The sequence below is a fragment of the Streptomyces sp. NPDC001507 genome, assembly GCF_042894765.1.
Taxonomy (GTDB): domain Bacteria; phylum Actinomycetota; class Actinomycetes; order Streptomycetales; family Streptomycetaceae; genus Streptomyces.
In genome coordinates this window covers 563140-587342 of record NZ_JBIAVV010000004.1, presented here as the reverse complement: position 1 = coordinate 587342, position 24203 = coordinate 563140, and the positions used below count along the sequence as shown (strand labels likewise).

Annotated in this window: 19 protein-coding genes, 1 tRNA gene and 1 pseudogene; 9 read left to right on the top strand and 12 right to left on the bottom strand. The window is 71.7% G+C overall.

The genetic code is table 11. The features are described 5' to 3' along the window. Positions 1-430: 430 nt before the first annotated feature. Positions 431-1096, bottom strand: a complete 666-nt coding sequence (locus ACFY0K_RS16445) for a DUF461 domain-containing protein (protein ID WP_390640408.1) — start codon at positions 1094-1096, stop codon at positions 431-433. Positions 1097-1734: 638 nt separating this feature from the next. Between ACFY0K_RS16445 and ACFY0K_RS16440 the strand changes: the two genes are divergently transcribed. From ACFY0K_RS16440 to ACFY0K_RS16415, 6 genes are all read left to right on the top strand, one after another. Further along, the gene (locus ACFY0K_RS16440; RefSeq protein WP_003953493.1) at positions 1735-2217 is read left to right on the top strand and encodes a CarD family transcriptional regulator; all 483 of its coding nucleotides are present in this window, start codon (positions 1735-1737) and stop codon (positions 2215-2217) included. A gap of 251 nt (positions 2218-2468) precedes the next feature. Next, a complete protein-coding gene (gene ispD, locus ACFY0K_RS16435) occupies positions 2469-3233 on the top strand; it encodes a 2-C-methyl-D-erythritol 4-phosphate cytidylyltransferase (RefSeq protein ID WP_390640407.1) in 765 nt (254 codons plus the stop codon). Next, the gene (ispF, locus tag ACFY0K_RS16430; protein ID WP_390640406.1) at positions 3223-3714 is read left to right on the top strand and encodes a 2-C-methyl-D-erythritol 2,4-cyclodiphosphate synthase; all 492 of its coding nucleotides are present in this window, start codon (positions 3223-3225) and stop codon (positions 3712-3714) included. Before ispD ends, ispF begins: the two co-directional genes overlap by 11 nt. A gap of 89 nt (positions 3715-3803) precedes the next feature. Then, complete coding sequence (cysS, locus tag ACFY0K_RS16425) at positions 3804-5201, top strand: cysteine--tRNA ligase (protein WP_351956937.1); 1398 nt, start codon at positions 3804-3806, stop codon at positions 5199-5201. 98 nt (positions 5202-5299) lie between these two features. Further along, on the top strand, positions 5300-6241 hold the full coding sequence (gene rlmB / locus ACFY0K_RS16420; RefSeq protein ID WP_390640405.1) for a 23S rRNA (guanosine(2251)-2'-O)-methyltransferase RlmB: 942 nt from the start codon (positions 5300-5302) through the stop codon (positions 6239-6241). Between the two features lie 117 nt (positions 6242-6358). Beyond that, the gene (locus ACFY0K_RS16415; protein WP_390640404.1) at positions 6359-8044 is read left to right on the top strand and encodes a DoxX family protein; all 1686 of its coding nucleotides are present in this window, start codon (positions 6359-6361) and stop codon (positions 8042-8044) included. A gap of 391 nt (positions 8045-8435) precedes the next feature. On the opposite strand, the gene ACFY0K_RS16410 is transcribed toward ACFY0K_RS16415, so the two are convergent. The 3 genes from ACFY0K_RS16410 to ACFY0K_RS16400 form a co-directional block, all read right to left on the bottom strand. Next, on the bottom strand, positions 8436-9167 hold the full coding sequence (locus ACFY0K_RS16410; RefSeq protein ID WP_390640403.1) for an NDP-sugar synthase: 732 nt from the start codon (positions 9165-9167) through the stop codon (positions 8436-8438). An 85-nt stretch (positions 9168-9252) separates the two neighbouring features. Then, positions 9253-9714: a hypothetical protein gene (locus ACFY0K_RS16405; protein ID WP_351956941.1), complete on the bottom strand. Its 462-nt coding sequence runs from the start codon at positions 9712-9714 to the stop codon at positions 9253-9255. A gap of 302 nt (positions 9715-10016) precedes the next feature. After that, the gene (locus tag ACFY0K_RS16400; RefSeq protein WP_352360787.1) at positions 10017-11153 is read right to left on the bottom strand and encodes a sn-glycerol-3-phosphate ABC transporter ATP-binding protein UgpC; all 1137 of its coding nucleotides are present in this window, start codon (positions 11151-11153) and stop codon (positions 10017-10019) included. A gap of 231 nt (positions 11154-11384) precedes the next feature. Between ACFY0K_RS16400 and ACFY0K_RS16395 the strand changes: the two genes are divergently transcribed. Further along, positions 11385-11458, top strand: a tRNA-Thr gene (locus tag ACFY0K_RS16395). A gap of 21 nt (positions 11459-11479) precedes the next feature. On the opposite strand, the gene ACFY0K_RS16390 is transcribed toward ACFY0K_RS16395, so the two are convergent. Together ACFY0K_RS16390 and ACFY0K_RS16385 are read right to left on the bottom strand one after the other, a co-directional pair. After that, positions 11480-12886 (bottom strand): NAD(P)/FAD-dependent oxidoreductase, encoded by a 1407-nt coding sequence (locus tag ACFY0K_RS16390; protein WP_390640402.1) that lies wholly within the window; start codon positions 12884-12886, stop codon positions 11480-11482. A gap of 10 nt (positions 12887-12896) precedes the next feature. After that, positions 12897-13553 carry a rhomboid-like protein gene (locus ACFY0K_RS16385; protein WP_390640401.1) on the bottom strand — a complete coding sequence of 219 codons (657 nt, stop codon included), beginning with the start codon at positions 13551-13553 and terminating at the stop codon, positions 12897-12899. Between the two features lie 121 nt (positions 13554-13674). On the opposite strand from ACFY0K_RS16385, the gene ACFY0K_RS16380 reads away from it, so the two are divergent. Continuing rightward, positions 13675-14361 carry a pentapeptide repeat-containing protein gene (locus ACFY0K_RS16380; protein ID WP_390640400.1) on the top strand — a complete coding sequence of 229 codons (687 nt, stop codon included), beginning with the start codon at positions 13675-13677 and terminating at the stop codon, positions 14359-14361. Positions 14362-14472: 111 nt separating this feature from the next. On the opposite strand, the gene ACFY0K_RS16375 is transcribed toward ACFY0K_RS16380, so the two are convergent. The 6 genes from ACFY0K_RS16375 to ACFY0K_RS16350 form a co-directional block, all read right to left on the bottom strand. Further along, positions 14473-19641 (bottom strand): hypothetical protein, encoded by a 5169-nt coding sequence (locus ACFY0K_RS16375; RefSeq protein WP_390640399.1) that lies wholly within the window; start codon positions 19639-19641, stop codon positions 14473-14475. A 117-nt stretch (positions 19642-19758) separates the two neighbouring features. Then, positions 19759-20259 carry a hypothetical protein gene (locus tag ACFY0K_RS16370; RefSeq protein ID WP_351956956.1) on the bottom strand — a complete coding sequence of 167 codons (501 nt, stop codon included), beginning with the start codon at positions 20257-20259 and terminating at the stop codon, positions 19759-19761. A 430-nt stretch (positions 20260-20689) separates the two neighbouring features. Beyond that, positions 20690-21214: a GNAT family N-acetyltransferase gene (locus ACFY0K_RS16365; RefSeq protein WP_390640398.1), complete on the bottom strand. Its 525-nt coding sequence runs from the start codon at positions 21212-21214 to the stop codon at positions 20690-20692. Between the two features lie 19 nt (positions 21215-21233). Beyond that, a complete protein-coding gene (locus tag ACFY0K_RS16360; RefSeq protein ID WP_390640397.1) occupies positions 21234-21836 on the bottom strand; it encodes a Uma2 family endonuclease in 603 nt (200 codons plus the stop codon). 49 nt (positions 21837-21885) lie between these two features. Beyond that, entirely contained in the window at positions 21886-22743 is an 858-nt protein-coding gene (locus ACFY0K_RS16355; RefSeq protein WP_390640396.1) for a helix-turn-helix domain-containing protein, read from the bottom strand. 256 nt (positions 22744-22999) lie between these two features. Further along, positions 23000-23374 (bottom strand): ATP-binding protein, encoded by a 375-nt coding sequence (locus ACFY0K_RS16350; RefSeq protein ID WP_390640533.1) that lies wholly within the window; start codon positions 23372-23374, stop codon positions 23000-23002. Positions 23375-23567: 193 nt separating this feature from the next. Between ACFY0K_RS16350 and ACFY0K_RS16345 the strand changes: the two are divergent. Continuing rightward, positions 23568-24172, top strand: a pseudogene (locus tag ACFY0K_RS16345) (helix-turn-helix domain-containing protein); the annotation flags it as partial. Positions 24173-24203 lie beyond the last annotated feature (31 nt).

The following is a 24203-nucleotide window of genomic DNA, read 5'->3' as shown; positions in this document are numbered from 1 at the left end:
CCGGCCTGGCGGTCGGTCGGCGGACGGAGTCCGGCGCAGCACGCCGAAGCCCGCGCAGCGGTGCGAGGGGTGCGTCGAGGAGGGGTGTTCGAGCCGGACCCGGGCGCCCCGCGCTACCTGGTGACGGTGCGTGGTCTCGGTTACAAGTTCGAGCCGTAAAAACCGGCCTGGCGGTCGGTCGGCGGACGGAGTCCGGCGCAGCACGCCGAAGCCCGCGCAGCGGTGCGAGGGGTGCGTCGAGGAGGGGTGTTCGAGCCGTAAGCCGCTTACCTGCCGTTACGACCGTACGGCTGACGTTCACAGCTGACGTGTACGGCCGTACGGCTGACGTTCGGTCACGACCGTGTCGTAGGCGCGCGGTGGTGACCGTACGACGAAAGGGCGGCCCCCTCGGGGGTACCGCCCTTCTCGCGTTGCCGGTGTGGTCGGCTCAGCCCGCGTTCGTCGACGCCGAGGCCGAGTCGCTCGGGGTGGCGCTCGCGGACTCCTTGTTCTTCTTGCCCGACTTGGCGCTCTCGCTCGCCGTCGAGCCCGCGGCCGGGGAGCCGGAGCCGGAGGCGGACGCCGAGGCGGAGGCGGACGGCACCGCGCTCGGGCCCCAGCCGGTGAAGAAGCTCTCGGCCGGCACGACGAAGGCGCGCAGGCTCACGTCACCGGTCCTGCTGAAGGTGAACGTGATCTTCTGGGCGTTGCCGTCCTGGACCGCCTCGCGGCTGCTGCCCAGCACCGCGGAGGCGTTGTCCTTGCCGCCCAGGATCAGCCGGCCACCGCCCGGGATGGTCAGCGGCTGGGTCTTGGTGGCGTGCAGTTCGGCGGTCTTGCCGGTGCCGGCGACGACGATCGACTGCAGGGTCTCCGGCTCGGTGCCGGTGTTGAAGATGGTCGCGGAGACCACGGCCGGCCCGGTCGACGTGAGGTCGGGCTGGGTGATCACGGTCGCGTTCTGGACCTTGATGTCGCCGACACTCGTGGCCGCGTTGTCCGGCTTGATCTCCAGCGTCTGGGAGTTGTTGCCCGCGCCGCAGGCGGAGAGCGCGGCGACGGAGAAGGCGATGGCGGAGGCGGCGAGGGCGCCGCGTCGAAGGCTGCTGCTCACGGCGGCGGCAACTCCTTGAACGCACGGGCGGCCCCCTTATAAAGCCGCCCTAAGTGTCTGTCAGCGGCCTTAGGTTACCGAGCCGTTCCCGCGAGGCCGCACCCGACCCTCCCCAAGCCCCTCGCTTCCCTCGGGCAGGGGGTACGCGCGGGCATCCGCAAGTGCCCCTTCGGTCACTTTGGAGCGACCCTCGTCCGGCATTCACATAACCCGTCCGCAACACCACGCGCAAAATTTCCGTGAAGGAATGCGCGACCGCCGGGAAAATTGATCACTACTGCTTCAGGTGCGGCTTCACGTACCGTTCAGTCGGGCGTTCGGCCGTACCCGTGATCAATTCCTGAAACGTCCGGGATCCGGCGCCGACAACCGAACGGAGTAGCGGAAGTCGCACGCTTGGAACCGGACATATGTGGACGTTCAGCCACTCGGGAAGGTGTCCTGACGTGTGTAACGTGGGCGTTTCACCTTGCCCGGAGAGCCGCTCCCACCTGCGAATACCTGCTTCCGGACAGCCTGCGCAGCACGTTCCTGTTGCTGTTGTCAAGCCCCGAGATATGCCCTGACCTGCGAAAACGCCATTCAGAACCGCCGGTTTCCGTGTTACCCTGGATAGCCACGGAAGGGGTACCTGTCACATGACGTTCAAGGTTGGCGACACCGTGGTCTATCCCCATCACGGGGCCGCGCTGATCGAGGCCATCGAAACTCGCCAGATCAAAGGCGTGGACAAGACCTACTTGGTGCTGAAGGTCGCCCAGGGTGACCTGACGGTACGTGTGCCAGCGGACAATGCGGAGTTCGTCGGCGTGCGTGATGTGGTCGGTCAGGACGGGCTGGACCGGGTCTTCGAGGTGCTGCGCGCGCCGTACGCCGAGGAGCCCACGAACTGGTCCCGTCGATACAAGGCAAACCTGGAGAAGCTGGCCTCCGGCGATGTCATCAAGGTCGCGGAAGTCGTGCGTGACCTGTGGCGTCGTGAGCGCGAGCGCGGACTCTCCGCCGGTGAGAAGCGCATGCTCGCCAAGGCCCGCCAGATCCTGGTGAGCGAGCTCGCCCTCGCGGAGAACACGAACGAGGACAAGGCCGAGGCCCTGCTCGACGAGGTCCTCGCGTCCTGACGCAGACGCTGTCCGGCTCGACACGCTGAAGCTCCGCACACCCGACATGCCGTGGTGCCCGATGACACATTCTCTGTCGCCGGGCGCTGCGGCATGTTTGCGTACGCCCTCGGGGAACCCCCGATACTAGGCGTGCCGGGCCCGGGCTGCTGGCTCGACCAGTGTCACGGAAGGGTCCGGTCAAGGCGTCGCGCCCGGCACTTCCCAGGCCATACCCACGCCAGGCCCGCACACAAACCTGACAGGAACCGATGTCTGACGATTCGCGTCCTTCGCGTACGGAACCGCGTACCGCACTGCGCACGGCAGCCGTGATTCCCGCCGCCGGCCGAGGCGTACGGCTCGGTCCGGGCGCCCCCAAGGCGCTACGCGCGCTGAACGGCACGCCCATGCTCATCCACGCCGTACGCGCCCTCGCCGCCTCCCGCGCCGTCTCCCTGGTCGTCGTCGTGGCCCCGCCCGACGGCGCGCCCGAGGTCAAGTCCCTCCTCGACGCCCACGCGCTGCCCGACCGCACCGACTTCCTCGTCGTGCCCGGCGGCGACTCCCGCCAGGAGTCGGTCCGGCTCGGCCTGGACGCCCTGCCCCCGGACTACGACATCGTCCTGGTCCACGACGCAGCCCGCCCCCTCGTCCCCGTCGACACGGTCGACGCCGTGATCCAGGCGGTCCGCGACGGCGCCCCCGCGGTCGTCCCCGCGCTCCCGCTCGCCGACACGGTCAAGGAGGTCGAGCCGGCCGCCGTCCCGGGGGACCCCGAGCCGGTGCTCGCCACCCCCGAGCGGGCCCGCCTGCGCGCCGTCCAGACCCCCCAGGGCTTCGACCGCCGGACCCTGGTCCGCGCCCACGAGACGGTCACCTCGAACGTCACCGACGACGCCGGCATGGTCGAGCAGCTCGGCGAACGGGTCGTGGTCGTCCCCGGCCACGAGGAGGCCTTCAAGGTCACCCGCCCCCTCGACCTGGTCCTCGCGGAGGCGGTCCTGGCGCGCAGGAGGCTCAACGATGGCTTCTGAGGTGATCCTGCCCCGGGTGGGCATCGGCACCGACATCCATGCCTTCGAGGAGGGCCGCGACCTGTGGTGCGCCGGGCTGAAGTGGGAGGGTGAGGGCCCCGGCCTGGCCGGCCACTCCGACGCGGACGTGGTCGCCCACGCGGCGTGCAACGCGCTGTTCTCCGCCGCGGGCCTCGGTGACCTGGGGCAGCACTTCGGTACCGGGCGCCCGCAGTGGTCGGGCGCGTCCGGGGTGACGCTGTTGACGGAGGCGGCCCGCATCGTCAGGGCCGCCGGTTTCACCATCGGGAACGTCGCCGTGCAGGTCGTAGGACCACGCCCGAAGATCGGCAAGCGGAGGGACGAGGCAGAGAAGATCCTTTCCGGCGCGGCGGGCGCCCCGGTCTCGGTCTCGGGGGCCACGACGGACGGTCTCGGGTTCCCGGGCAGGGGAGAGGGCCTGATGGCCGTCGCAACCGCGCTGGTCGTCAAACAGGGGTGACCGGCGGTCCCGCCCAAGGGGCGCACACCACCGCGGCGCCTCCACATACCGGTGCCATCCACTACCCTCGGCCCACTACCCTAGGTCCCGTGACTATTCGCCTGTACGACACCAACGCCCGGCAGATCCGTGACTTCACCCCGCTCACCGCGGGCTGTGTCTCGATCTACCTCTGTGGTGCCACCGTGCAGGCGGCGCCCCACATCGGGCACATCCGCTCCGGCCTGAACTTCGACATCATGCGCCGCTGGTTCGAATACCGGGGCTACGACGTGACGTTCATCAGGAACGTCACGGACATCGACGACAAGATCATCGCCAAGTCCGCCGACCAGGGCCGCCCCTGGTGGGCGATCGGCTACGAGAACGAGCGCGCGTTCAACGACGGCTACACCGCGCTCGGCTGCCTCCCGCCGACGTACGAGCCCCGCGCGACCGGGCACGTGCCGGAGATGATCGAGATGATGCGCGGGCTGATCGAGCGCGGTCACGCCTACGAGGCCGACGGCAACGTCTACTTCGACGTGCGCTCCTACCCGGACTACCTGCAGCTCTCCAACCAGGAGCTGGACAACCTCCGCCAGCCCGAGGGCGAGGGCGAGACCGGCAAGCGGGACCAGCGTGACTTCGCCCTGTGGAAGGCCGTCAAGCCGGGCGAGCCCAGCTGGGAGACGCCGTGGGGGCGCGGCCGGCCCGGCTGGCACCTGGAGTGCTCGGCGATGGCCCACAAGTACCTCGGCGCGGCCTTCGACATCCACGGCGGCGGCCTCGACCTGATCTTCCCGCACCACGAGAACGAGATCGCCCAGGCCAAGGCCTTCGGCGACGACTTCGCGCGGTACTGGGTGCACAACGCCTGGGTCACCATGAGCGGCGAGAAGATGTCGAAGTCCCTCGGGAACTCGGTGCTCGTCTCGGAGATGGTCAAGCACTGGCGCCCGATCGTGCTGCGCTACTACCTCGGCACCCCGCACTACCGCTCGATGATCGAGTACAGCGAGGAGTCGCTGCGCGAGGCCGAGTCGGCGTTCGCCCGGATCGAGGGGTTCGTGCAGCGCGTGGTGGAGCTGGCCGGGGGAGCAGTCGAGCCCTCGGCCGAGGTGCCGCCGGCGTTCGCCGAGGCGATGGACGACGACCTGGGCGTCCCGCAGGCCCTCGCGGTCGTGCACACCACCGTCCGGCAGGGCAACTCCGCCCTCGCCGCCGACGACAAGGAAGCGGCCGTCGCCCGCCTCGCCGAGGTCCGCGCCATGCTCGGCGTGCTCGGCCTCGACCCGCTGGACCCGCACTGGTCCGGCGGCGCCGAGCAGGGCGAGGACCTGCACGGGGTCGTCGACGCGCTCGTCCGGCTCGTCCTCGACCAGCGCGAGTCCGCCCGCGGCCGCAAGGACTGGGCGACCGCCGACGCCATCCGCGACCAGCTGAACCAGTCCGGCCTCGCGATCGAGGACAGTCCGTCCGGCCCGCGCTGGACCCTCAAGTCCTAGCCGCCCCGGACTGAAGATCAACTGTGCCGCCCGGCCCCCCGGGCGGCACACTGCATAAGACGTACGTACGACACGAAGCTCACGGAGACGGGTAACTCATGGCAGCCAACAACCGCCGCATGTCCGGCAAGAAGGGCGCGCAGATCGGCAGTGGCGGCCAGCGGCGCCGGGGCCTGGAGGGCAAGGGACCGACCCCGCCCGCCGAAATGCGCAAGGGACACAAGAAGAACCGCATCGCCACGGCCAAGGCCAAGCAGGCCCAGCGCCGTCCGGTGGCCCGCGGCCGCGGCGGCAGGGGCACCTCCGAGATGGTCGTCGGCCGCAACCCGGTCGTCGAGGCGCTGCGCGAGGGCGTCCCCGCCTCCACCCTCTACGTCCAGCAGTTCATCGACAACGACGAGCGGGTCCGCGAGGCCCTGCAACTCGCGGCCGAGCGCGGCGGCATCAACCTCATGGAGGCCCCGCGCCCCGAGCTGGACCGCATGACCAACGGCCTCAACCACCAGGGCCTGGTCCTCCAGGTCCCGCCGTACGAGTACGCGCACCCCGAGGACCTGGCCGAGGCGGCCTACGACGACGGCGAGGACCCGCTGATCGTCGCCCTGGACGGGGTCACCGACCCGCGCAACCTGGGCGCCGTCGTCCGCTCGGTCTCCGCCTTCGGCGGCCACGGCGTGGTCGTCCCCGAGCGCCGCGCGGCCGGCATGACCGCCGGTGCCTGGAAGACGTCGGCCGGTACGGCGGCCCGTACGCCCGTCGCCCGCGCCACCAACCTGACCCGGGCCCTGGAGTCGTACAAGAAGGCCGGCATCGTGGTCGTCGGCCTCGCCGCGGACGGCGAGCACGAGATCGGCGACCTGGAGGCCCTCGGCGGGCCCGTCGTCATCGTCGTCGGCAGCGAGGGCAAGGGCCTGTCCCGACTGGTCGGCGAAACCTGCGACTTCCGGGTCCGGATCCCGATGCCGGGCGGCGCCGAGTCGCTCAACGCGGGTGTCGCGGCGGGGATCGTGCTGTACGAGGCGGCGCGCCGACGCGGGTGAACAAGCGTCCGTAACCTCACCTGGGCGGGTTAATTCCGGCGTCCGGGACATCCTTGACGGGGTCCGGACACATCCGGCCGGTCAAAGCAGTGTCCTAACTCCACGTCACTCGGTTAGATGAGTGTGGACACCAGAACACCCCGCACGCCCACGGGGGACCGCTCGTCGGGATTCCGCTCCGGATTCGATTCCGGACTCGACGACGCTCCCGCGCTGAGCATGGTGAAGGTGCCGAGCGATCCGGCGCAGGTCATCGTCAACCACGCGAGTTTCCGCGTGCAGCTGGGCGTATCGACACGGCGTACCCAATCCCCCCGGGTCGCACGGCACCTGAACGCCACCGAGGACACCGCGCGCATCCCGGTCGTCGGCACGGCGGGCAGAGCGGGGGCGGCGCCCGGCCGGCGCCGCCCGGTCGTCTGGAGCGGCAGGTCCGCGCCCGACGACACCGGCGCCCACCGACTGCTCCAGGCCGTCCGGGGCGGCAGCGTCCGGCACGGTGAGGAGCCCGCCGAACAGGCAGGCGCGACCCAGGTCATCCCGCGCGTCGGCGACGGCTACGACGCGCTGGACCAGACCGTCGAGACCCCGCTGGTCGGCCACCCGCGCTCCCCGGCGTCCGGCGAGAGGCGGCTGCTCCCGGACCTGCCGGCGGTGGGCAGCGCCTACGACGAACCGGCCTACGGCGAATCTGCCTACGACGACCCCGCCTACGACGAACCGCCCTACGGCGACGACGAGTTCGAGGACTTCGACGAACCGCGGTCGGCCCGGCGGGCCGGCGAGGGCGACCCGGCCCGGCACGCCTACTACCCCGGCCGCCGGATGAACCTGGGCGTGGTCCTCCTCCCCCTGCGCATCTTCCTCGGCTTCATCTCCATCTACGCCGGCATGGGCAAGCTCTGCGACCCCGTCTACTTCGACGGCGGCAAGCGCGGCTCCATGGTCACCTGGCTCAACACGCTGCACCCGTGGGAGGTCGCCGAGCCGCTGCGCCAGTTCGCCCTCCAGCACCCGGTCGGCTCCGGCCTCGTCATCGCGTTCTTCCAGGTGATCGTCGGCGTCCTGACCGTCCTGGGCTGCTGGCAGCGGGTCGCCGCGGTCGTCGGCGCGCTGCTCTCCGCCGCGCTCATCGTCACCGTCAGCTGGAAGACCGTCCCGGCCTACGACGCCCCCGACATCATCTACCTCGCCGCCTGGTCCCCGCTGATCATCGCGGGCGCCCCCGTCTACTCCGTGGACGGCCGCCTCGCGGGCAGCGCCTGGCGGCGGCTCGGCCCGCACTCCGACATCTGGGATCTGCGCGCCTACGTACTGCGCCGCGGCGCCCTGATCACGGCCGTCACCATCGGCCTCACCCTCCTCGTCGGCTCGCTCCTGGGCGGTGCGGTCCGCGACTCCAGCCGCGTGGTCGTCCCCGGCCCCGGCGAGGCCCCGCGCAACAACCTCCCCGGCTCCCCGCTCCCCGGTGAGTCGGTCAAGCCCCACCGGAAGACTCCGTCGGCCTCCACGGCTCCCTCCGGGGGCGCCACGGCGAGCCCTTCGCAGGCGGCCACCACACCGGGCGCCGACCGCACCACGAGCGGCGCCACCACCACGACGCCCAGCGAGACCCAGGGGACGACGGGCCAGGCCCCGCCCCAGCACACCGCGCCCGCGCCGACCACCGCGGGTCCCACCTCCGGCGGCACCGCGACCGGCGGCGCCTCCACCAGCGGCGGCGGCACCGGCACCGGCTCCGGAACCTCCGGCGGCGCCTCCTCCTCGGGCCAGCCCGGCCTGGTGGGCGGCCTCCTCGGCTGACATCCGCTGCACACTGACGCAGCCCCGCGCTTTTGAGGCGCGGGGCTGCGGCGTACCGAGACGGGGTGCCGAAGGGGTGCCCTCCGCCGTCTGCCGTCCGCGCCGCCACCGTGGCTGATCGCGCAGTTCCCCGCGCCCCTGAAGGGGCGATCCGGCAGCGCCCCGCAAGGGGCGCGGGGAACTGTGGGAAGAGCTCTCACGGAGCCGCGGTCGGAGAAGGGCCGGTCGTACCCCCCTCGTAGGGGGCGCGGGGAACTGCGCGAAGAGCTCTCACGGAGCCGCGGTCGGAGAACGGCCGGTCGTACCCCCCTCGTAAGGGGCGCAAGGAACTGTGCGAAGAGCCCCACGCAGCCGCGGTCGACGAATCGCCGGCCGTACCCCCCCTTTTCGGCTACCGCCCCAGCGAGGCCAGTTCCTTCGCGGCCTCCGTCAGGTCCTTCGCCGTGTCGATCGCCCGCCAGTACGCCCCCTGCGGAATCGGGAACCCGGCCAGCTGCCGGCTCCGTGCCAGGTACGGGAACGTGGTGCGTTCGTGGTCCCCCCGCTCCGGCAGCATCGCGGCGAACTCGGGAGAGAAGACGTAGACGCCGGCGTTGATCTCGAACGTCGACGGCGGTGCCTCGATGAAGTCCGTGATGTGACCGAAGCCGTCGGTCTTCACGGCGCCCCACGGAATCCGCGGGCGGGCCAGCGCCAGTGTCGCCACCGCGTCCCGCTCCGTGTGGAAGTCGGCCATGTCGCGCAGCGAGAACCGCGTCCAGATGTCGCCGTTCGTGGCGTACCAGGGCCGGTCGGTGTGGGGAAGGTGCGCGGCCGCATACCTGAGGCCGCCGCCCCGGCCGAGCGGCTCGGTCTCCACCACCGTGGTGACCGAGAGCGGCAGTTCGGCCGACGCCAGCCACTTCTGGAGGACCTCGGCCAGGTGGCCGCAGGAGACCACCACGTCGGTGACGCCCTCCTCGGCGAGCCAGGTCAGCTGGTGGCCGATGATCGGCGTGCCCGTACCCGGGATCTCGACCATCGGCTTGGGCCGGTCGTCGGTGTACGGACGAAGCCGTGAGCCCTGGCCACCGGCCAGGACCACGGCTTGGGTGGGGCGCAACGCGGCATTCGGATGGGTCATGCCCGAACTGTACGACGCGCCCCGGGGACGGCTGCACGCAGCAGGCTCCCCCTTAAGGAGCCGTTACCTGCTTCCGAACCGGCGTTCAGCTGTGCGCGGCCAGGACGCCCGACGCGAAGGACGTGTCGCAGACCGGGCGGGCGTACGACTGGGCGCGCGAGGCGCCGTACATCCGCACCGCGGCCCGGCCCAGCGCGCGGGCGATGGACGTGCAGTGCTTCGCCAGCGCCGGGTGGCCGTTGACCGCCTGCTGGAGGTGGGTGAGGACCTGGCCCGGGTTCTTGTCCTGGAGCTCGGTCATCAGCTGCTCGCGCAGCGCGTCCTGCGGGGCCTGGGTGACGGCCTTGGAGGAGACGTGCGCGTCGGTCACGTCGGTCGCGGTGAGCACCGAGCTCCGCGGGGACCCGGTCCAGTTGACGCGGGTGACCGCGAGGGTCCCGGAGAGCACCAGGACGACGGGCAGGACAAGGGCGAGGGTGCGGCCGATCCGGCGGGCAGGGCCGCCCCGGTGGCCGCGTCGCGTCTGAGGGGTGGTGGAGTGCTTCACGCGTGTGAGGGTAGCGTGCGGTAATGATTTGGCGACATTTAGTCACCGGTTCGGGGGACGGAGAAGGGCCGTGTTTCGGGTACGGGGTTGACGCACGCTGCTCGAAAACCACCCGCTTGCCGGGGTAAATCGGGGCAACGAAAAGGGCCCCGCAGCAGGTCGCGGGGCCCTTTCCGTCAACCTGGGTGAATTCACCCTGGTCAGAGGTTTCTCTGCTTGATCGACCGGCCGGATCGCTCGATCGGATCGCTCGATCAGATCGGTCGATCAGATCGGTCGATCAGATCGGTCGATCGGATCGGTCAGTCGGAGAGACGCTCGCCCGTGGACGTCGAGAACACGTGGGTCTCGCCCGGCCGCGGCACGACGTGCAGCGTGGCGCCCTTCTCCGGGACCGCGCGGCCGCTGACGCGGACGACCAGGTCCTTGAGGTCGTCGCCGACCTTGGCGCTGCCGTAGACGTAGCCGTCGGCGCCGAGCTCCTCGACGACGTTCACGGAGACCGCGAGACCTGCCGGGGCGTCCTCGGTGTCCTTGGACAGGGCGGAGGCGGCCTCGCCGTTGTGCTCGACGACGTCGAAGTGCTCGGGGCGGACGCCGACGGTGACGGTGCGGTCACCCTTGTCGGCGGCGGCCTTGAGCGCCTCGCGGTTGACCGGGACGACGCTGTTGCCGAACTTCACGCCGCCGTCGGTGATCGGGACCTCGACCAGGTTCATGGCGGGGGAGCCGATGAAGCCGGCGACGAAGAGGTTGGCCGGGCGGTCGTACATGTTGCGCGGCGAGTCGACCTGCTGGAGCAGACCGTCCTTGAGGACCGCGACCCGGTCGCCCATCGTCATGGCCTCGACCTGGTCGTGGGTGACGTAGACGGTGGTGATGCCGAGGCGGCGCTGGAGCGACGCGATCTGGGTACGGGTCGAGACGCGGAGCTTGGCGTCCAGGTTGGACAGCGGCTCGTCCATGAGGAAGACCTGCGGCTCACGCACGATCGCGCGGCCCATCGCGACACGCTGGCGCTGACCGCCGGAGAGCGCCTTCGGCTTGCGGTCCAGGTACTCGGTGAGGTCGAGGATCTTCGCGGCCTCCTCGACCTTCTGCCGGATCTCCGCTTTGTTGACGCCGGCGATCTTGAGCGCGAAGCCCATGTTGTCGGCGACCGTCATGTGCGGGTAGAGCGCGTAGTTCTGGAACACCATGGCGATGTCCCGGTCCTTGGGCGGCAGGTGCGTGACGTCGCGGTCGCCGATGCGGATGGAACCGCCGTTGACGTCCTCCAGGCCCGCGAGCATCCGCAGGGAGGTGGACTTGCCGCAACCCGACGGGCCGACCAGGACGAGGAACTCGCCGTCCTCGATCGCGATGTCGAGGCCGTCGACGGCGGGCTTGGTGGAGCCCGGGTAGATCCGGGTCGCCTTGTCGAACGTGACAGTGGCCATGGCTCAGAGGCCCCCTTCTACCGGCAGGAACGTGCCGGACGATCCGTTGTAGGAAGGTGGTTGGTGTAGTCCACTCGGGTAGTCCACGCGAGTGAACTGGATCAGGACGGTACCCGGCGTTCACCCTGTATGTCAGTACCTGGAGCCCTGTGAACTTCGCGGAAAATTTTCGACAGGCCCCGCCCGGGACCTGGGTACACTGCACTGGCACGCACCCCTGGGTGCGCGCACGCCTCCTTAGCTCAGCTGGTCAGAGCGCCGCTCTTGTAAAGCGAAGGTCGTCGGTTCGAATCCGACAGGGGGCTCCGTTCCCTCCCGCGGTGGCCTCAGTGCCGTCCCGCCACCCGGTCCGCGGCGCGGGCCAGCCGTGAGGACTCCGTGCTGGGGTGGAGGCGTTCGCGTTGGTCGGCGGCGCGGTAGGTGGCGTACATGCCCTGGACGCCGAGCCAGCGGAAGGGTTCCGGCTCCCACTTGCGGACCTTGTGGTTCACCCACGGCAGTTCGGTCAGGGCGGTGCGGCCGGCCTGGCCGGAGTCGAGCTGGACGAGGTCGCGGAGGGTGCGGGCGGCCAGGTTGGTGGTGGCGACCCCGGAGCCGACGTAGCCACCCGCCCAGCCGAGCCCCGTCGAGCGGTCCAGGGTGACGGTCGCGCACCAGTCCCGCGGCACCCCGAGCACCCCGGACCAGGCGTGCTCGACCGCGACCCCGGCCAGGGACGGGAAGAACCGCACGAGGATCTCGCGCAGCGCCTCGACCGTCGCCTCCTGCGTGCGGCCGTCGTTGTCCGTCCGCGAACCGAAGCGGTACGGCACCCCGCGCCCGCCGAGCGCGATCCGCCCGTCGGCCGTGCGCTGCGCGTACATGTACGCGTGCGCCATGTCGCCCAGGGTCTCCCGGCCCTCCCAGCCCACCGACGCCCACTGCTCCGCCGTCAGCGGCTCGGTGGCGATCATCGAGGAGTTCATGGGCAGCCAGGTGCGCTTCTGGCCCTTGAGGTTCGCGGTGAAGCCCTCGGTGCAGCGCAGGACGTAGGAGGCGCGGACCGTGCCGTACGGCGTGACGGCGTGCTGGGGGCGGATCTCGGTGACCGGAGTGGACTCGTAGATGTCGACGCCGAGTGCTGCTACGGCCGCCACCAGGCCCTTCACCAGCTTCACCGGGTGGAGGCGGGCGCCGTGCGGGGTCCAGGTGCCGCCCACCGCGTCGGCGACGCGGATCCGCTCCCGGGTCTCCCCCGCGCCGTACAGCTCGCGGTCCTTCTCGCCGTACGACAACTCGTGCTCGTGGAAGGCCTTCAGGCGGGCCAGCTGGGCCGGGGTGGTGGCGACCTCCAGCACCCCGCCCTTGTGCAGGTCGGCGTCGATCCCCTCGGCGGCGGCGACCGCCACCACCTCGTCGACGGTCTCGTTCATGGCCTTCTGCAGGCGTACGGCGGCCTCGTGGCCGTGCAGCGCGGCGTACCGGTCGCGGCCGGCGACGCCGTTGTAGAGCCAGCCGCCGTTGCGGCCGGAGGCGCCGTAGCCGCAGAACTTCTGCTCCAGGACGGTGACCCGGAGGAAGGGCGCGGCCTTCTTCAGGTAGTACGCGGTCCACAGACCGGTGTACCCGCCGCCCACGATCACCACGTCCGCCGAGGCGTCACCGGCGAGCGGCTCCCGCACCGCCGGGAGGCCGTCGTCCGCGTACCAGAAGGAGATGCCGCCGTTGACGACACCGCTCGCCGATCTGCTCATGACCTGGACGCTAACCCTTCAGGGCAGCCAGTGTCTCCTTCGGATTCCATGCTTTTCCGCGCCCTCTGACCAGCGGCCAGCAGCCCAGACCGATCAGCGCGGCGACGAAATGTCCCAGGTCGGTGAAGGTGGGCGACTCGGTCAGCGGCAGCCCGTAGACGAGGAGGACGGCCGCGAGGTACGCGTACCGCCAGGGTGCCGCGATCCGGTACGCCAGCACCGCGATCACCCCGGCCAGCGCATAACTCACCCCGATGTCCAGGGTGTTGACCGCGGAGTGCGGGACGATGCCGTCGTGGATGCCCTTCAGCAGCGCGCCCTCGCTGATCAGGGTGGCCAGCACGTGCGCGAGCACGCACACCGCGAGCCAGCGGACCGTCCCCAGCCAGCGCTCCACCGGCGCGTGGAAGACGGTGTAGAGGAAGGCGTACGGCACCCAGTGCCCGCCCTCGATCCACATCGCGCTGGCGACCAGCACCCGTACCGGGTTGTCCGACAGCTCCCGGATGTTGGTGGACCGCTGCCGCAGGAACTGCTGCTCGAACTCCGGTGACATGTGGTGCAGCGCCACGGTCGTCACGAAGAGAATCGCCAGCCAGACGTACGTACCGGGGGCGCTGCGGACGTACGCCCACACCGTGCCGCCGAGTCCCCGGAGAAGTCCCATGAGGCGATTCATGCACGACGGCAACGCCGGGTGTGTGATTGACATTCCGGATGGGCTGATCGCGCAAGGGCCGAAGTCGTGCGGAGCGGTGATTGTCAGTGGCGGCCTGCACTATGGGGGCATGGCGAGGACAGTGGCCGGTGGGGCCGGCGGAGGCAGGGTGAAGGGCGCGCGGCGGCCGGAGGTGCGGCTGCCCGAGCTGGAGCCCTGGGGCGGGGGCGAGCTGGAGCCGGACGGGGACTACGACGGGCAGGCGTTCCGGGCGGCGGACTTCGCGGGGCAGGACGGGGCGGGCGCCCGCTTCATGGACTGCGCGCTGACCGACTGCGCCTTCGACGAGACGGGGCTGCGGCACGCGCGTGTGCTCGACACGGTCCTCACCGGGATAAGAGGCGTCGGCACCGATCTGGCCGAGGCGACCCTGCGCGATGTCGAGCTGGTCGACGCCCGGCTGGGCGGTACCCAGTTGCACGGTTCCGTCCTGGAGCGCGTGGTGATCCGCGGCGGCAAGATCGACTACCTCAACCTGCGCACCGCGAAGCTCAGGGACGTGGTCTTCGAGGGCTGCGTCCTGGTGGAGCCGGACTTCGGCAGCGCCGTCCTCGAGCGCGTGGAGTTCACCGGCTGCACGGTGAAGGGGGCCGACTTCCGGGGGGTGACGATGAAGGACGTCGATCTGCGGGGCGCCGCGGAACTGGGCATCGCGAGTGGCGTGGAGCGCCTGTCCGGGGCGGTGATCAGCATGTCCCAGCTCCTCGACCTGGCCCCGGTACTGGCGGCACAGCTGGGCATCCGCGTGGAGAACTGACCAACTCCAGGGACAGCGCCCCGTAGGGGGGCGCTGGGGGTCCCCCCGGCCGAAGGCTGGGGGAGGAACTGCGCGACCAGCCCCCACCGGCCCGCAGCCGTGAACCGGCCCTCAACTCGCCGGAGGCACCGGCGCCGCCTTCTTCCGCAGCCCCAGATGGTCGTCCGGATCCTGGAGCCGGTCCGGCTGCGCGGCAAGCATGCGGCGGACCGCCGGTTCCGGCATGCGGATCACCACCGGCCGGGGCAGGGTCAGCTCCCGCACGGCGGTGCCGGTGCGGCCGGAGCGGACGCGGTTGGTCACCCTCGCCACCACCCGCACGTCCAGCGTGAACTGCACCAGGACCGCGGCGGACTTGGGCTTGTGCAGCGGCATCGACCCGGACGCGTTCACCGCCGCGTCGGCCGCGCCGCCCGCCCCTCCGGCGTTGCCCATCAGCTGGTTGAGGCGGAACTCGTCGGCGTTGAGCAGCCCCGCGCCCGCGAGACCGCGTGCCGACCGGCCGTGGTCGGCGGAGCTCAGGCCGTCCGTCTGGGTGGGCCGGGGCGCGTCCAGGTGGCTCTGCCCCACCGTCTCGAAGGTCATCTTGTCGCCGACGCCCAGTACCCGGCCGTCCCGCAGCCGCGCGTGCACCGACGCCCGCAGGTCCTGGCCCTCCACTCCGGTGGCGTGCACCGGCGGCAGCTCCGCCCCGGCCGAGGTCAGCAGCGGCAGCGCCGCGATCAGCCACTCGGTGGAGACGGCCTCCTGGAGGGTGTACGCGGCGGCCTGGCCCTTGGACCGGAAGCGGTCGCCGCCGCCCGCCTCCCGGACCGCGGAGCCGACCAGCTCCCGCACCTGCGGCGCCCCCTGGAAGCCGTTCACCTGCGCCTCCATCGGCAGCCGCACACCGCCGGAGCGCCACGTGCCGAGGGCAGCCGTTCGGCCGTCCCCGGGGCCTGGCGCCGGGGCCACCTGCTGCCGCCGGGGCGCTGTCAGCCGGCCGAGGGCGGCGAGGTCCTTGTCCAGGACGCGGTGGGTCACCGACTGGCGGCCCAGCGAGGCCAGCGCCAGCCGGCGGTCGCCGCGGTGCAGTTCGAGGGTGGCCTCGACCGGTACCCGCATCTTCGACGACTTCGCGGTCTTCGCCTCGGCGACCGTCTTCATGCCGAGCTGGCCGCGGCCGGCCGTGCCGGAGCGCCGAGAGCCGCCCGCGCCGACGCCGAGGCCCGCCGCGCCGCCGGTGCTCTTCAGCTGCCCGGCTCCGCCGTCCGGCTTGCCGGAGCCGGCGAAGATCCCCTCCAGGCCGTACGACACCCCCTCGTCGTGGGTGGCGGCCTGCTGGGCGACGGCCGCGGTGATGTACTCCATGTCCCGGCCGTCGTCCGCCGCGCCGTCGTAGCTGCCGTCGGCGAGCCGGTTGACCTTGAACACCGCCCAGTACGGGGTCTTGCGGCCGTCGAACAGCTCGACGGTGACCCCGCCGTCCATCGCGCCGGACAGCAGCCCCGCGCTGCCGTCGCGGTCCAGGACGCGCAGCAGGCGCTGCACGTTGTCGTTGCGGTCCGCCAGCTGCCGGCGGGGCAGCAGGTCGTCGGCGAGGCTCTGCTGCCCGCTCTCCGCGAGGCGGGTGCGCAGCCGGGCCAGCAGCGGCACGAAGTTCGGCAGGTCCTCGACCATGCCGAAGCCGAGGGGCAGCGTGCGGGCGAAGGACGGGCCGGTGCGCGGTGGCGCGGAGGTCGAGGATCCGGCGGTGCCCGCGGCGCGCGCCTGCTCCCGGCCCTCGCGCTCGGCACCCGCCCGGGAGTTCTCGGCCGCCCGGGAGGTCTCCGCCGGGCTTCGGCCCGGCGGCCGGGGCGAGGTCATCAGGTCCGGTTCGGGGTCCAGCTTCAGCTGCCTGCGGATCGCCGCCGGCAGCTGCGCCTCCGTCAGCCACACCGCCGCCTCGGCCGGCAGGGTGCGGGCGGCCGTCGCCACGTAGGGGCCGCCGCCGGTGACCTTGACCTCGGCGACCATGGTGACGAGCAGGTCGCACTGGACCAGGTAGAGCGGCGCCTTCTTCGGGGTGTGGGCGTTGCGCTCGACCGTGCCGGACAGCGCCGCGGACCGGGCGTCGCCCCGGCTCGTGGTGCGGTTCCCGGACAGGCCCTGGCCCAGCCGCCACTCGACGGCGTTCTCCGAACCGGTGGCCCCGAACTGCCACGTGCTGGTGGTGCCCTGCCCCTCCTGGCCGGCCGCCTGGTGGCCGCCGAGCACGAAGGTCTCCGTGCCGGGCCCGGCGCCCTGGTGCAGGAACTTCGGGTTGGTCAGCGTGAGCCGGGTGCCGACGGCCCCGTTCAGCGCGGCGAGCCGGCGCGGATAGCGCAGGTTCTTCACCACCCACCCCGAGGACGCGGCCTGCCGTAGCGACGCCGTGATGGCCTGCGGCCCGAACCGCTCCTCGATCGCCAGCCGCGGCGCGAGCCCCTCCGTCCGCAGCGCGGGATCCTCGCGTACGCCCTTGTTGCGGGCGGCGGCCCTGGACAGCAGCTGGTAGGCGAGGTCCCGGACGGCCTGGCCGTCACCGACCGTCTCCACCAGCTGCCAGTCCCGAAGCGGCTGCCCGACGGACGGCCGGGGCACGAGGCCGGCCAGGTCGCCGATGCCCTCGGCGGTGACGGCGTACTCGGGGCGCGGGGCCTGGCCCCGGCGCCGGTCGCCCACCGCGTCCTGGCGCCGCTTGCCCTCCTCGTCGAGGGTGAACTCGGCCGGTGTGACCAGCCGTACGTCCTGCTCGTCCAGGTGCAGGTCGGCCAGCTGCCGGGCCTCGGGCGCCTGCTGTCCCGGGGAGCCGGGGGTGAGGGCGCGGCCCAGCTTGCGCTGCCGGGAGGTCATGGTGACGTCGACGTCGAGGCGCAGGGCCGCCCCGAAGGTGCTGGCCTTGTCGGAGCCGTTGGTGAGGACGTCGGTGCGGGTGGTGGGGCCGGCCTGGTTGCGGCGGGTGCCGGTGCTGTGTCTCTCGTAGCGGGCCGAGGCGGTCAGGACGCCGGGGACGATCCTGGCCTGCCCGAGCACCAGACCGCCGATGGAGCGCGAACTGCCGCGTCCGCTCTGCGTGTTGCCGGCGACGCCGGAGTGGCTGCGGACCAGCCAGTCGTCGGTGTCGCCGAGGTAGCCGGTCTCGCGGAGCTGTCCGCGGACGCGGATCTGCACGTCGTGGGAGTGCAGGGTGGTCTTGCGGCGCAGCCGCACCCGGATGCCGGTCGTGGTCAGCTGGTCCTTGTTGACCCGCAGGTTGGTCTCGGACAGGGCGGCCATCAGCTCGCGGTGGTTGCGCCGCTGGAGCGCGGCCTCCTCCTTGGACGGCGGGGTGGGGCGCGCGTCGGAGCCGAAGGAGGGCAGGTAGCCGGCCAGTCGGGAGTCGGTCGCGAACAGCTCCTGCACGGCCCGGAGCATGGGACGGGTGTCGAGTTGGCTGAGGGTGACGCTGGAGCCCATGGCGCCGAACGGGAGGTGCCGTTCGACGTCGGTCTCGTTGCCGTCCGCATCGGTCCGCTTCGGCTTCTTGACGAACTCCCCGGCCTCGGTGCCGGGCGGCAGCGGCAGCCCGAGCGACTGCGCCTCGTCGGCCCGCAGGCTCATCCACACCCGCATCGAGTGCCGGGCGACCCGGGTCCCCGGGCGCAGGATCATCTCGGCCGAGCGCGGTCCCGTGCCCTCCGCGGTGAACAGGACGGTCGTGAGGTAGAGCACCTTGTCGCCGCGCACCTCCGCGCCCTGGCGACTGGAGACCGTCTGCTCGGCCACGGTGAAACGCGCCTTGCGGGCCGCCGCGACCGGCATGGCCGTACCCCGCAGGACGGCGGCGTTGCCGACCGCGCCGACACCGATGGCGGGGCCCAGGCCGCCGGTGAGGGCGCGTCCCTTGCCGGCGCTCTCGGTGACCGTGTGCTGGGTCTGCTGATGGGTGCGCAGCTGGGTCCCGCCGGTGCCCCAGGCGGGGGACATGCCGGTGATCTCGGCGTGCAGGCGGTAGCTGCCCACGTTGCTGCCGTCCTTGGAGGCGAGGTCCTCGCCGGTGACGCCGTCGCGCAGCAGGCGGGGCAGGTCCTCCAGGACGGTCGCGGTGGAGGTGGCCTCGTGGAGGCGGGAGCGGCCGGGGGCGCCGGGGGCGGTGAGCGAGGGGTGCAGGACGGCGGCGACCGCGTCGAAGAGCCCGCCGCCGCCCTGGTGCGGGGCGGCGGTGTCGGTGACGGCGACCGGGGCCATGGAGTCGGCGAGCGAGACGCGCCGGGCGGTGTCCGCGCCGACGCCCTCCGGAGCAGCGGGCGCCTCGGTGCCGGCCGGGACCAGGTGTTCGGTCGGCACGCGCTGGGTGAGGGCGCCCGAGCCGTGGAAGGTCTGCGCGTGCCGGGTGCCCTGCTTCTTGACCCGGACGCCGTACCGCACCTTGCGCGGTGCCTCGACCGAGCCCTTCTCGCTGCGCAGCACCCGGGGTTCGGCCACGTTGCGCTGGCTGCGGGACTCCCGCGAGGACTGCCAGGGCTGCGCGTTGACCAGGCCGGCGCCGCCCAGCCAGAGCCCCGGTGCGACGGGCGCGAGCCCGAAGGCCATGCCGCCGGCGCCCTTACCGGAACTGCCGCTCGCGGTGGTCGCGACGGTGGTGGCGGTGTTGTGCTGGACGTCGACCTTGGTGTCCTTGCCCTCCGCGTCGTCCACCGCGGCGAGCGGCGCTCCGTCGGGATCCGGCACGGTGTTCGCGAGCAGGTCCTTGGGGTGGAAGACGGGCGGCCGGTCGTCGGGGGCCCGGGAGACGGTGACGGTGACGTCGTACCACTCCTTGCCGGTCCTGCCCTTGACGGCGAAGGCGCGGCCCTGCCCGTAGAACGACTCGGGGCGGCCGGCGAGTTCGGCGCCGATCTCGGCGACCGTGCCGTCGCCGTGCCCGACGACGGCGGCCACCGCGTTCCGGACGAACTCGTGCCCGGTCAGTCCGTACGCCGTGGACAGCCCGGCGGCCTGGAAGTCCATCAGGTACGGGGGCAGTACGAGGCCGGGTGCGGTGTTCTCCTCCTCGACGGTCGCCACGGGTGCCACCGGCCGGCTGCGTACCGTGGGGGGCCGCGCGACGCCCTTGCCCTTCGCGTCCTGCAGGGCCAGCGTGGCGGCCGTGTTCCCCGCCTTCCCCTGGAGGGCGCGCATCGCGTGCTCCGGGGGTCCGACCGGCACGGTGGAGTCGACGGGCGTGGCGGTGGCCGGGGCCCGGGAGGCCTCGGAAGAGGCGTCTTTTCCGTTGTCGCCTGCCTTTTGCTGCGTCCGCACGGAGTCAACGTAGGCGCGGCCGGGGTGGCGGTGACGCCTTCCGCACCACTTGTCACCCCGGCCTCGGCAGGTGGTCAACCTCCGTACACCGTACGGTCGTTCAACCATCCGGAGCGGCTACGGCACCCTCGGGAAACGGGCCTGGAGCGTCCAGATCGCCGGGTTGTCCGCCAGGTCCTCGTGCAGGTCGGTGAGGTCGGCGATCAGGTCGTGCAGGAAGTCCCTTGCCTCGCGGCGCAGTTCGGTGTGGGAGAAGGTCAGGGGCGGCTCCTCGGCCGGCATCCAGTCCGCCTCGATGTCCACCCAGCCGAAGCGGCGCTCGAAGAGCATGCGGTCGGTGGACTCGGTGAAGTCGAGTTCCGCGTGCTGGGGCCGGGCGGCCCGGGACCCCGCCGGGTCCCTGTCCAGCCGCTCCACGATGTCGCACAGCGCCCACGCGAAGTCCAGCACCGGCACCCATCCCCAGGCTGTGGACAGTTCCCGGTCCGCCTTGGTGTCGGCGAGGTAGACGTCCCCGCAGAACAGGTCGTGGCGCAGTGCGTGGACGTCCACGCGGCGGTAGTCCGTCTGGGGCGGGTCGGGAAAGCGGTTGGAAAGGGCATAGCCGATGTCGAGCACCTGCCGATGGTGTCACGACGCCACGCCTTCCGCCGCGGTGGTGCGGTTCGGCGGTGCCGGGCTGCCGGTGGGCGCCGCTGGTGTGCCGGCCGGTTGCGGGGTGCGGTGCCCTCCCTCTTTTCCGCCGCGACGGTGCTCAGCGGCGGTGGTGCGGTTCGGCGGTGCCGGGCTGCCGGTGGTCGCCGTTGGGCTGCCGGCCGGTTGCGGGGTGCGGCGCCGTGGGGACTGGTCGCGCAGTTCCCCGCGCCCCTTCGGGGGCGCTGCCCTCCTCTTTTCTACCGCGACGGTGCTCAGCCGCGGTGGTGTTGTTCGGCGGTGCCGGGCTGCCGGTGGTCGCCGTTGGGCTGCCGGCCGGTTGCGGGGTGCGGCGGCGTGGGGGCTGGTCGCGCAGTTCCCCGCGCCCCTTCGGGGCGCGTCTACGGGGGCGCGTCTACTGGGTGCTGCTCAGTCGCTTGCGGAGTACGGCGCACGGGCGGCCCCGTTCGCGGTCTGGGCGGTGGGTGGTCACCTCGTAGCCGAGGGCGGTCCAGAAGGCGAGGCCCTTCGGGTTGTTCTCCAGTACGGCGAGGCGCACGGCGTTCCGGCCCGCCGCCCGGAACCGTTCCTCGACGCGTTCCGCGATTCGCCGCCCGTATCCCCGGCCCTGCGCCGCCGCGTCCACCATCAGCAGCCCGATCCACGGGTCCGGGTCGGCCGGGTCGGGGTGCCGGGCCAGCGTGACGACCACCCCGATCAGCCGCCCCTCGGCCCGCGCGAGCAGCACCTCCGCGTCCGGGTTCGCCAGCTCGTCGGCCAGCGCGGCGGCCACCTGCTCGGGCCGGATGCCGTCCGGGTCCGGGAAGTCACCGCTCAGCGCGTGGAACTCCCGGTTGGAGGCGTACAGGGCGGTGAGCTCGGTGAGCACCGGGGCCGGAATGTCATGGTCGGGGGTGAGGGGGACGGGGGCGAGGATCATGCGGGCAACCTATCCGGCCCTACTCACCCGCAGGCGGGTAGCGGGGCAGGCCGTCCGTCGCGATGGTCCAGTCGCCGATGGTCACGTCCTCGCCGTAGACGAAGTCCTTGCGGGTCGCGTAGCGAGGTCCGTCAGGGGTGGGGTGGATGTCGGTGAGGACGGCACCGGTGCCGGTGCGGGGATCGAAGATCGCGTAGACGGGGATGCCGATCAGGGGGTAGTCGCGGACCTTGCTGACCCAGTCGTTGTCGGGATTGGAACGGGAGACGATCTCGACAGCGGCGATCAGCGTACGTGGGTCGAAGGACCCGTCTCCCTCCATGTCCACCTCTGCGATCACCATGATGTCGGGGCGACGCATGATCCTTTCCGGTGCCACTTCGACATCGGGCTCGCCCGTGTGGGCCACGATCTCCTCGGGCATGACCTTCTCCAGACGTTTCCGGAGACGCAGCGCGGTGAGTTCGTGCTGCCGGACAGGCGACATCATGTCGAGGACGATCCCTTCCTTGGTGATCTCGAACTTGCCGGGGAGGGTGCCGTCCGTGGACTCCACGAAGTCGCGCATGGCCCGGTACAAGAGGGAGGCGTCCTGCCGTGCGTCGTCCGGTGCCATGGTCATGGCGCTCGCTCCTCGTCTGTGCCCAGGGGCAAGGATCGTCGCTTTCATGCTAGGTCCCCTCCGGGAGATCGGTTCGGCAGTCGCGGCAGAGGCCGGGTGCCGGGGCGCGGAAGCCTCGGTCGCAGCTGTCGCAGTTGTGGATCCGGGTGGGCACGGCCGGTGGCGGAGCCGGTGCGCGGAAGGGCGGTGGCGCGGGCAGCCGGTCCGTCAGGCGGTGGGCCAGGAGAGCGGCGGGCCTGTGCAGCGGTTCGGCCGGCAGACCTGTGGTCAGGGCGTGCCGTACGGCGCTGGGGGCGATGTCGCGCTCCAGCCAGGCGGCGACGCCCGGGGCCAGATGGTCGGCTTCGACGGCCGACAGCAGCAGTCGGGAGTCGTGGCGGCGGAGGTCCGCGAGCACGTCCAGGGCCTTCTGGAGGAGCGCGGGGGAGGGGCAGGCCGGGCGCGGCACGGGCGGGAGGGCCTTGCGGGCGGCCTTCTGCGGTGGCTTCGGTCGTGCCGCGGCTTCGGGCCGGCGGGCGCGGCTGCTGTGGCCGGGTCGGTTGCAGAAGACCGTACGGGTGATGATGCGGCCGTCGGGCAGGCGTACGCGTTCGCGGCGCAGGTACCCGACCGCCTCAAGCTCGCGCAGCGCGGCCGCGATACGGGTCCTGCCCTCCTTCAGGCGCTCCGCCAGCGTCTTGATGTCGACCCGGGCACCGGTCGGGAGCGACTGGATGTGTACGCCGATCCCGACCGCGAGCCCCGACAGGTCGGGGTGCTGGGCGAGGTCGTTGCCGATCACCACGAAGTGCGAGGTGTGGCGGGTGTTCTCGTGAATGAGCCCACCACCGGACCCCCGGTTCGGGTGCTTGTTGGCGGCAAGACGGGGCTTGGCGCACGAGGGCGCGCTAGGGTTTTTCGTATCCATCGGGAAGGTTGCTGCTTCCTGGGTGGTCAGGCCCTCGCACTGGGATTGCCGTCCCGGCGGGGGCCGAAGTTTTTCTGCGGTTGTCGCGCTGAGCGTAGGACACGCAACCCCTCTCAAATCCAGCCCAGTTGGCATATTCACTCGCGGGAGTGACTCTGCGCGACGGGCGGGAGGGGTGGGGCTTGGTGGGGTTCTTTCTCCTCGTTTCGTTCCTTTCGTGGTGACGTCCCTCGAGACCGAAACCCGCGTTCCCGGGCTACGGCGACACACTGATCTCGGCCCACACCGTCTTGCGCGGCGACAGCCCCGGTGCCACGCCCCACTTGTCGGCGAGCGCCGCCACGAGGACCAGGCCCCGGCCCGACTCTGCGTCCGGCGCGAGGGGTTGGGTATGCGGCAGGCGGTCACCGCGGGTGTCCGTGACCTCGATCCGCAACGTGTCCCCGATGACGTACAGCAGGAGGCCGAAGTCGCGTCCCGTCACCCGCCCGTGCGTCGCCGCGTTCGCCGCCAGTTCGGCCACGATCTGCCTCGCCGGATCCAGCGGCAGCCCCCACGCACGCAGTTGCTCGGTGGCGAGCAGACGGGCCAGGCGGGCGCCTCGCGGCGTGGGCGAGAACCGCAGGCTCATGTTGCGGACGGGGGTGGAGATTTCATCGTTCACGTCACTCAGCGTGGCCGGGTCCGCATACCGTGAACAGTGACGAAGCCCTTGCGTACGGTGACTGTCCGGCGCTTGTCCGGTGCTGTCCTGGCTGTCGGGAGCGTTCGTACGGGTAGGGGCGGGGGCGCGGGTTCGGGCGTACGGCACGAAGGGGCGTGGGATGAGCGTGGACGGCGGCGAGGTGACCGAGCCGGGCTGGGAGGTCGACCCGGACGACGACTGGGGCGTGGCGGTCATCGCGACGGTGGGGCGGCAGCTGAAGCTGCGGCGGGAGGCGGTGGGGATGCGGGCCGCCGAGTTCGGGGAGGCGGTCGGCTACGGGGAGGACATGGTCTACAAGGCGGCAAGCGGATCCCCCGGCAGGAGTACCTGCACCGGGCGGACGAGGTCCTCGGCGCGGGCGGGCTGATCTCGGCGACGTGGGAGGACGTGAAGAGGGTCCGGTATCCGAAGAAGGTGCGGGAGCTTGCCAAGTTGGAGGGGCAGGCTGTTGAGATCGGGGTGTATGTCGGGCTCAGTCTTCATGGTCTGTTGCAGACGCCGGAGCACACGCGAGCTCTGTTCGATGCATGGCAGCCGGCGTACTCGCCTGAGGAGGCGGAGCGACGAGTAGCTGCTCGTATGGCCCGAAAGTCAATCTTCGAGCGCTCTCCTGCACCAGCACTCAGCTTCGTCCAGGAGGAGGCGACGCTACGTCGGCCGGTCGGAGGCACAATGGTTTGGCGGCAGCAACTCGAACATCTGCTGGAGGTGGGCCAGTTGCGGAAGTACACGCACACCCCCGCCACCCCCGGCG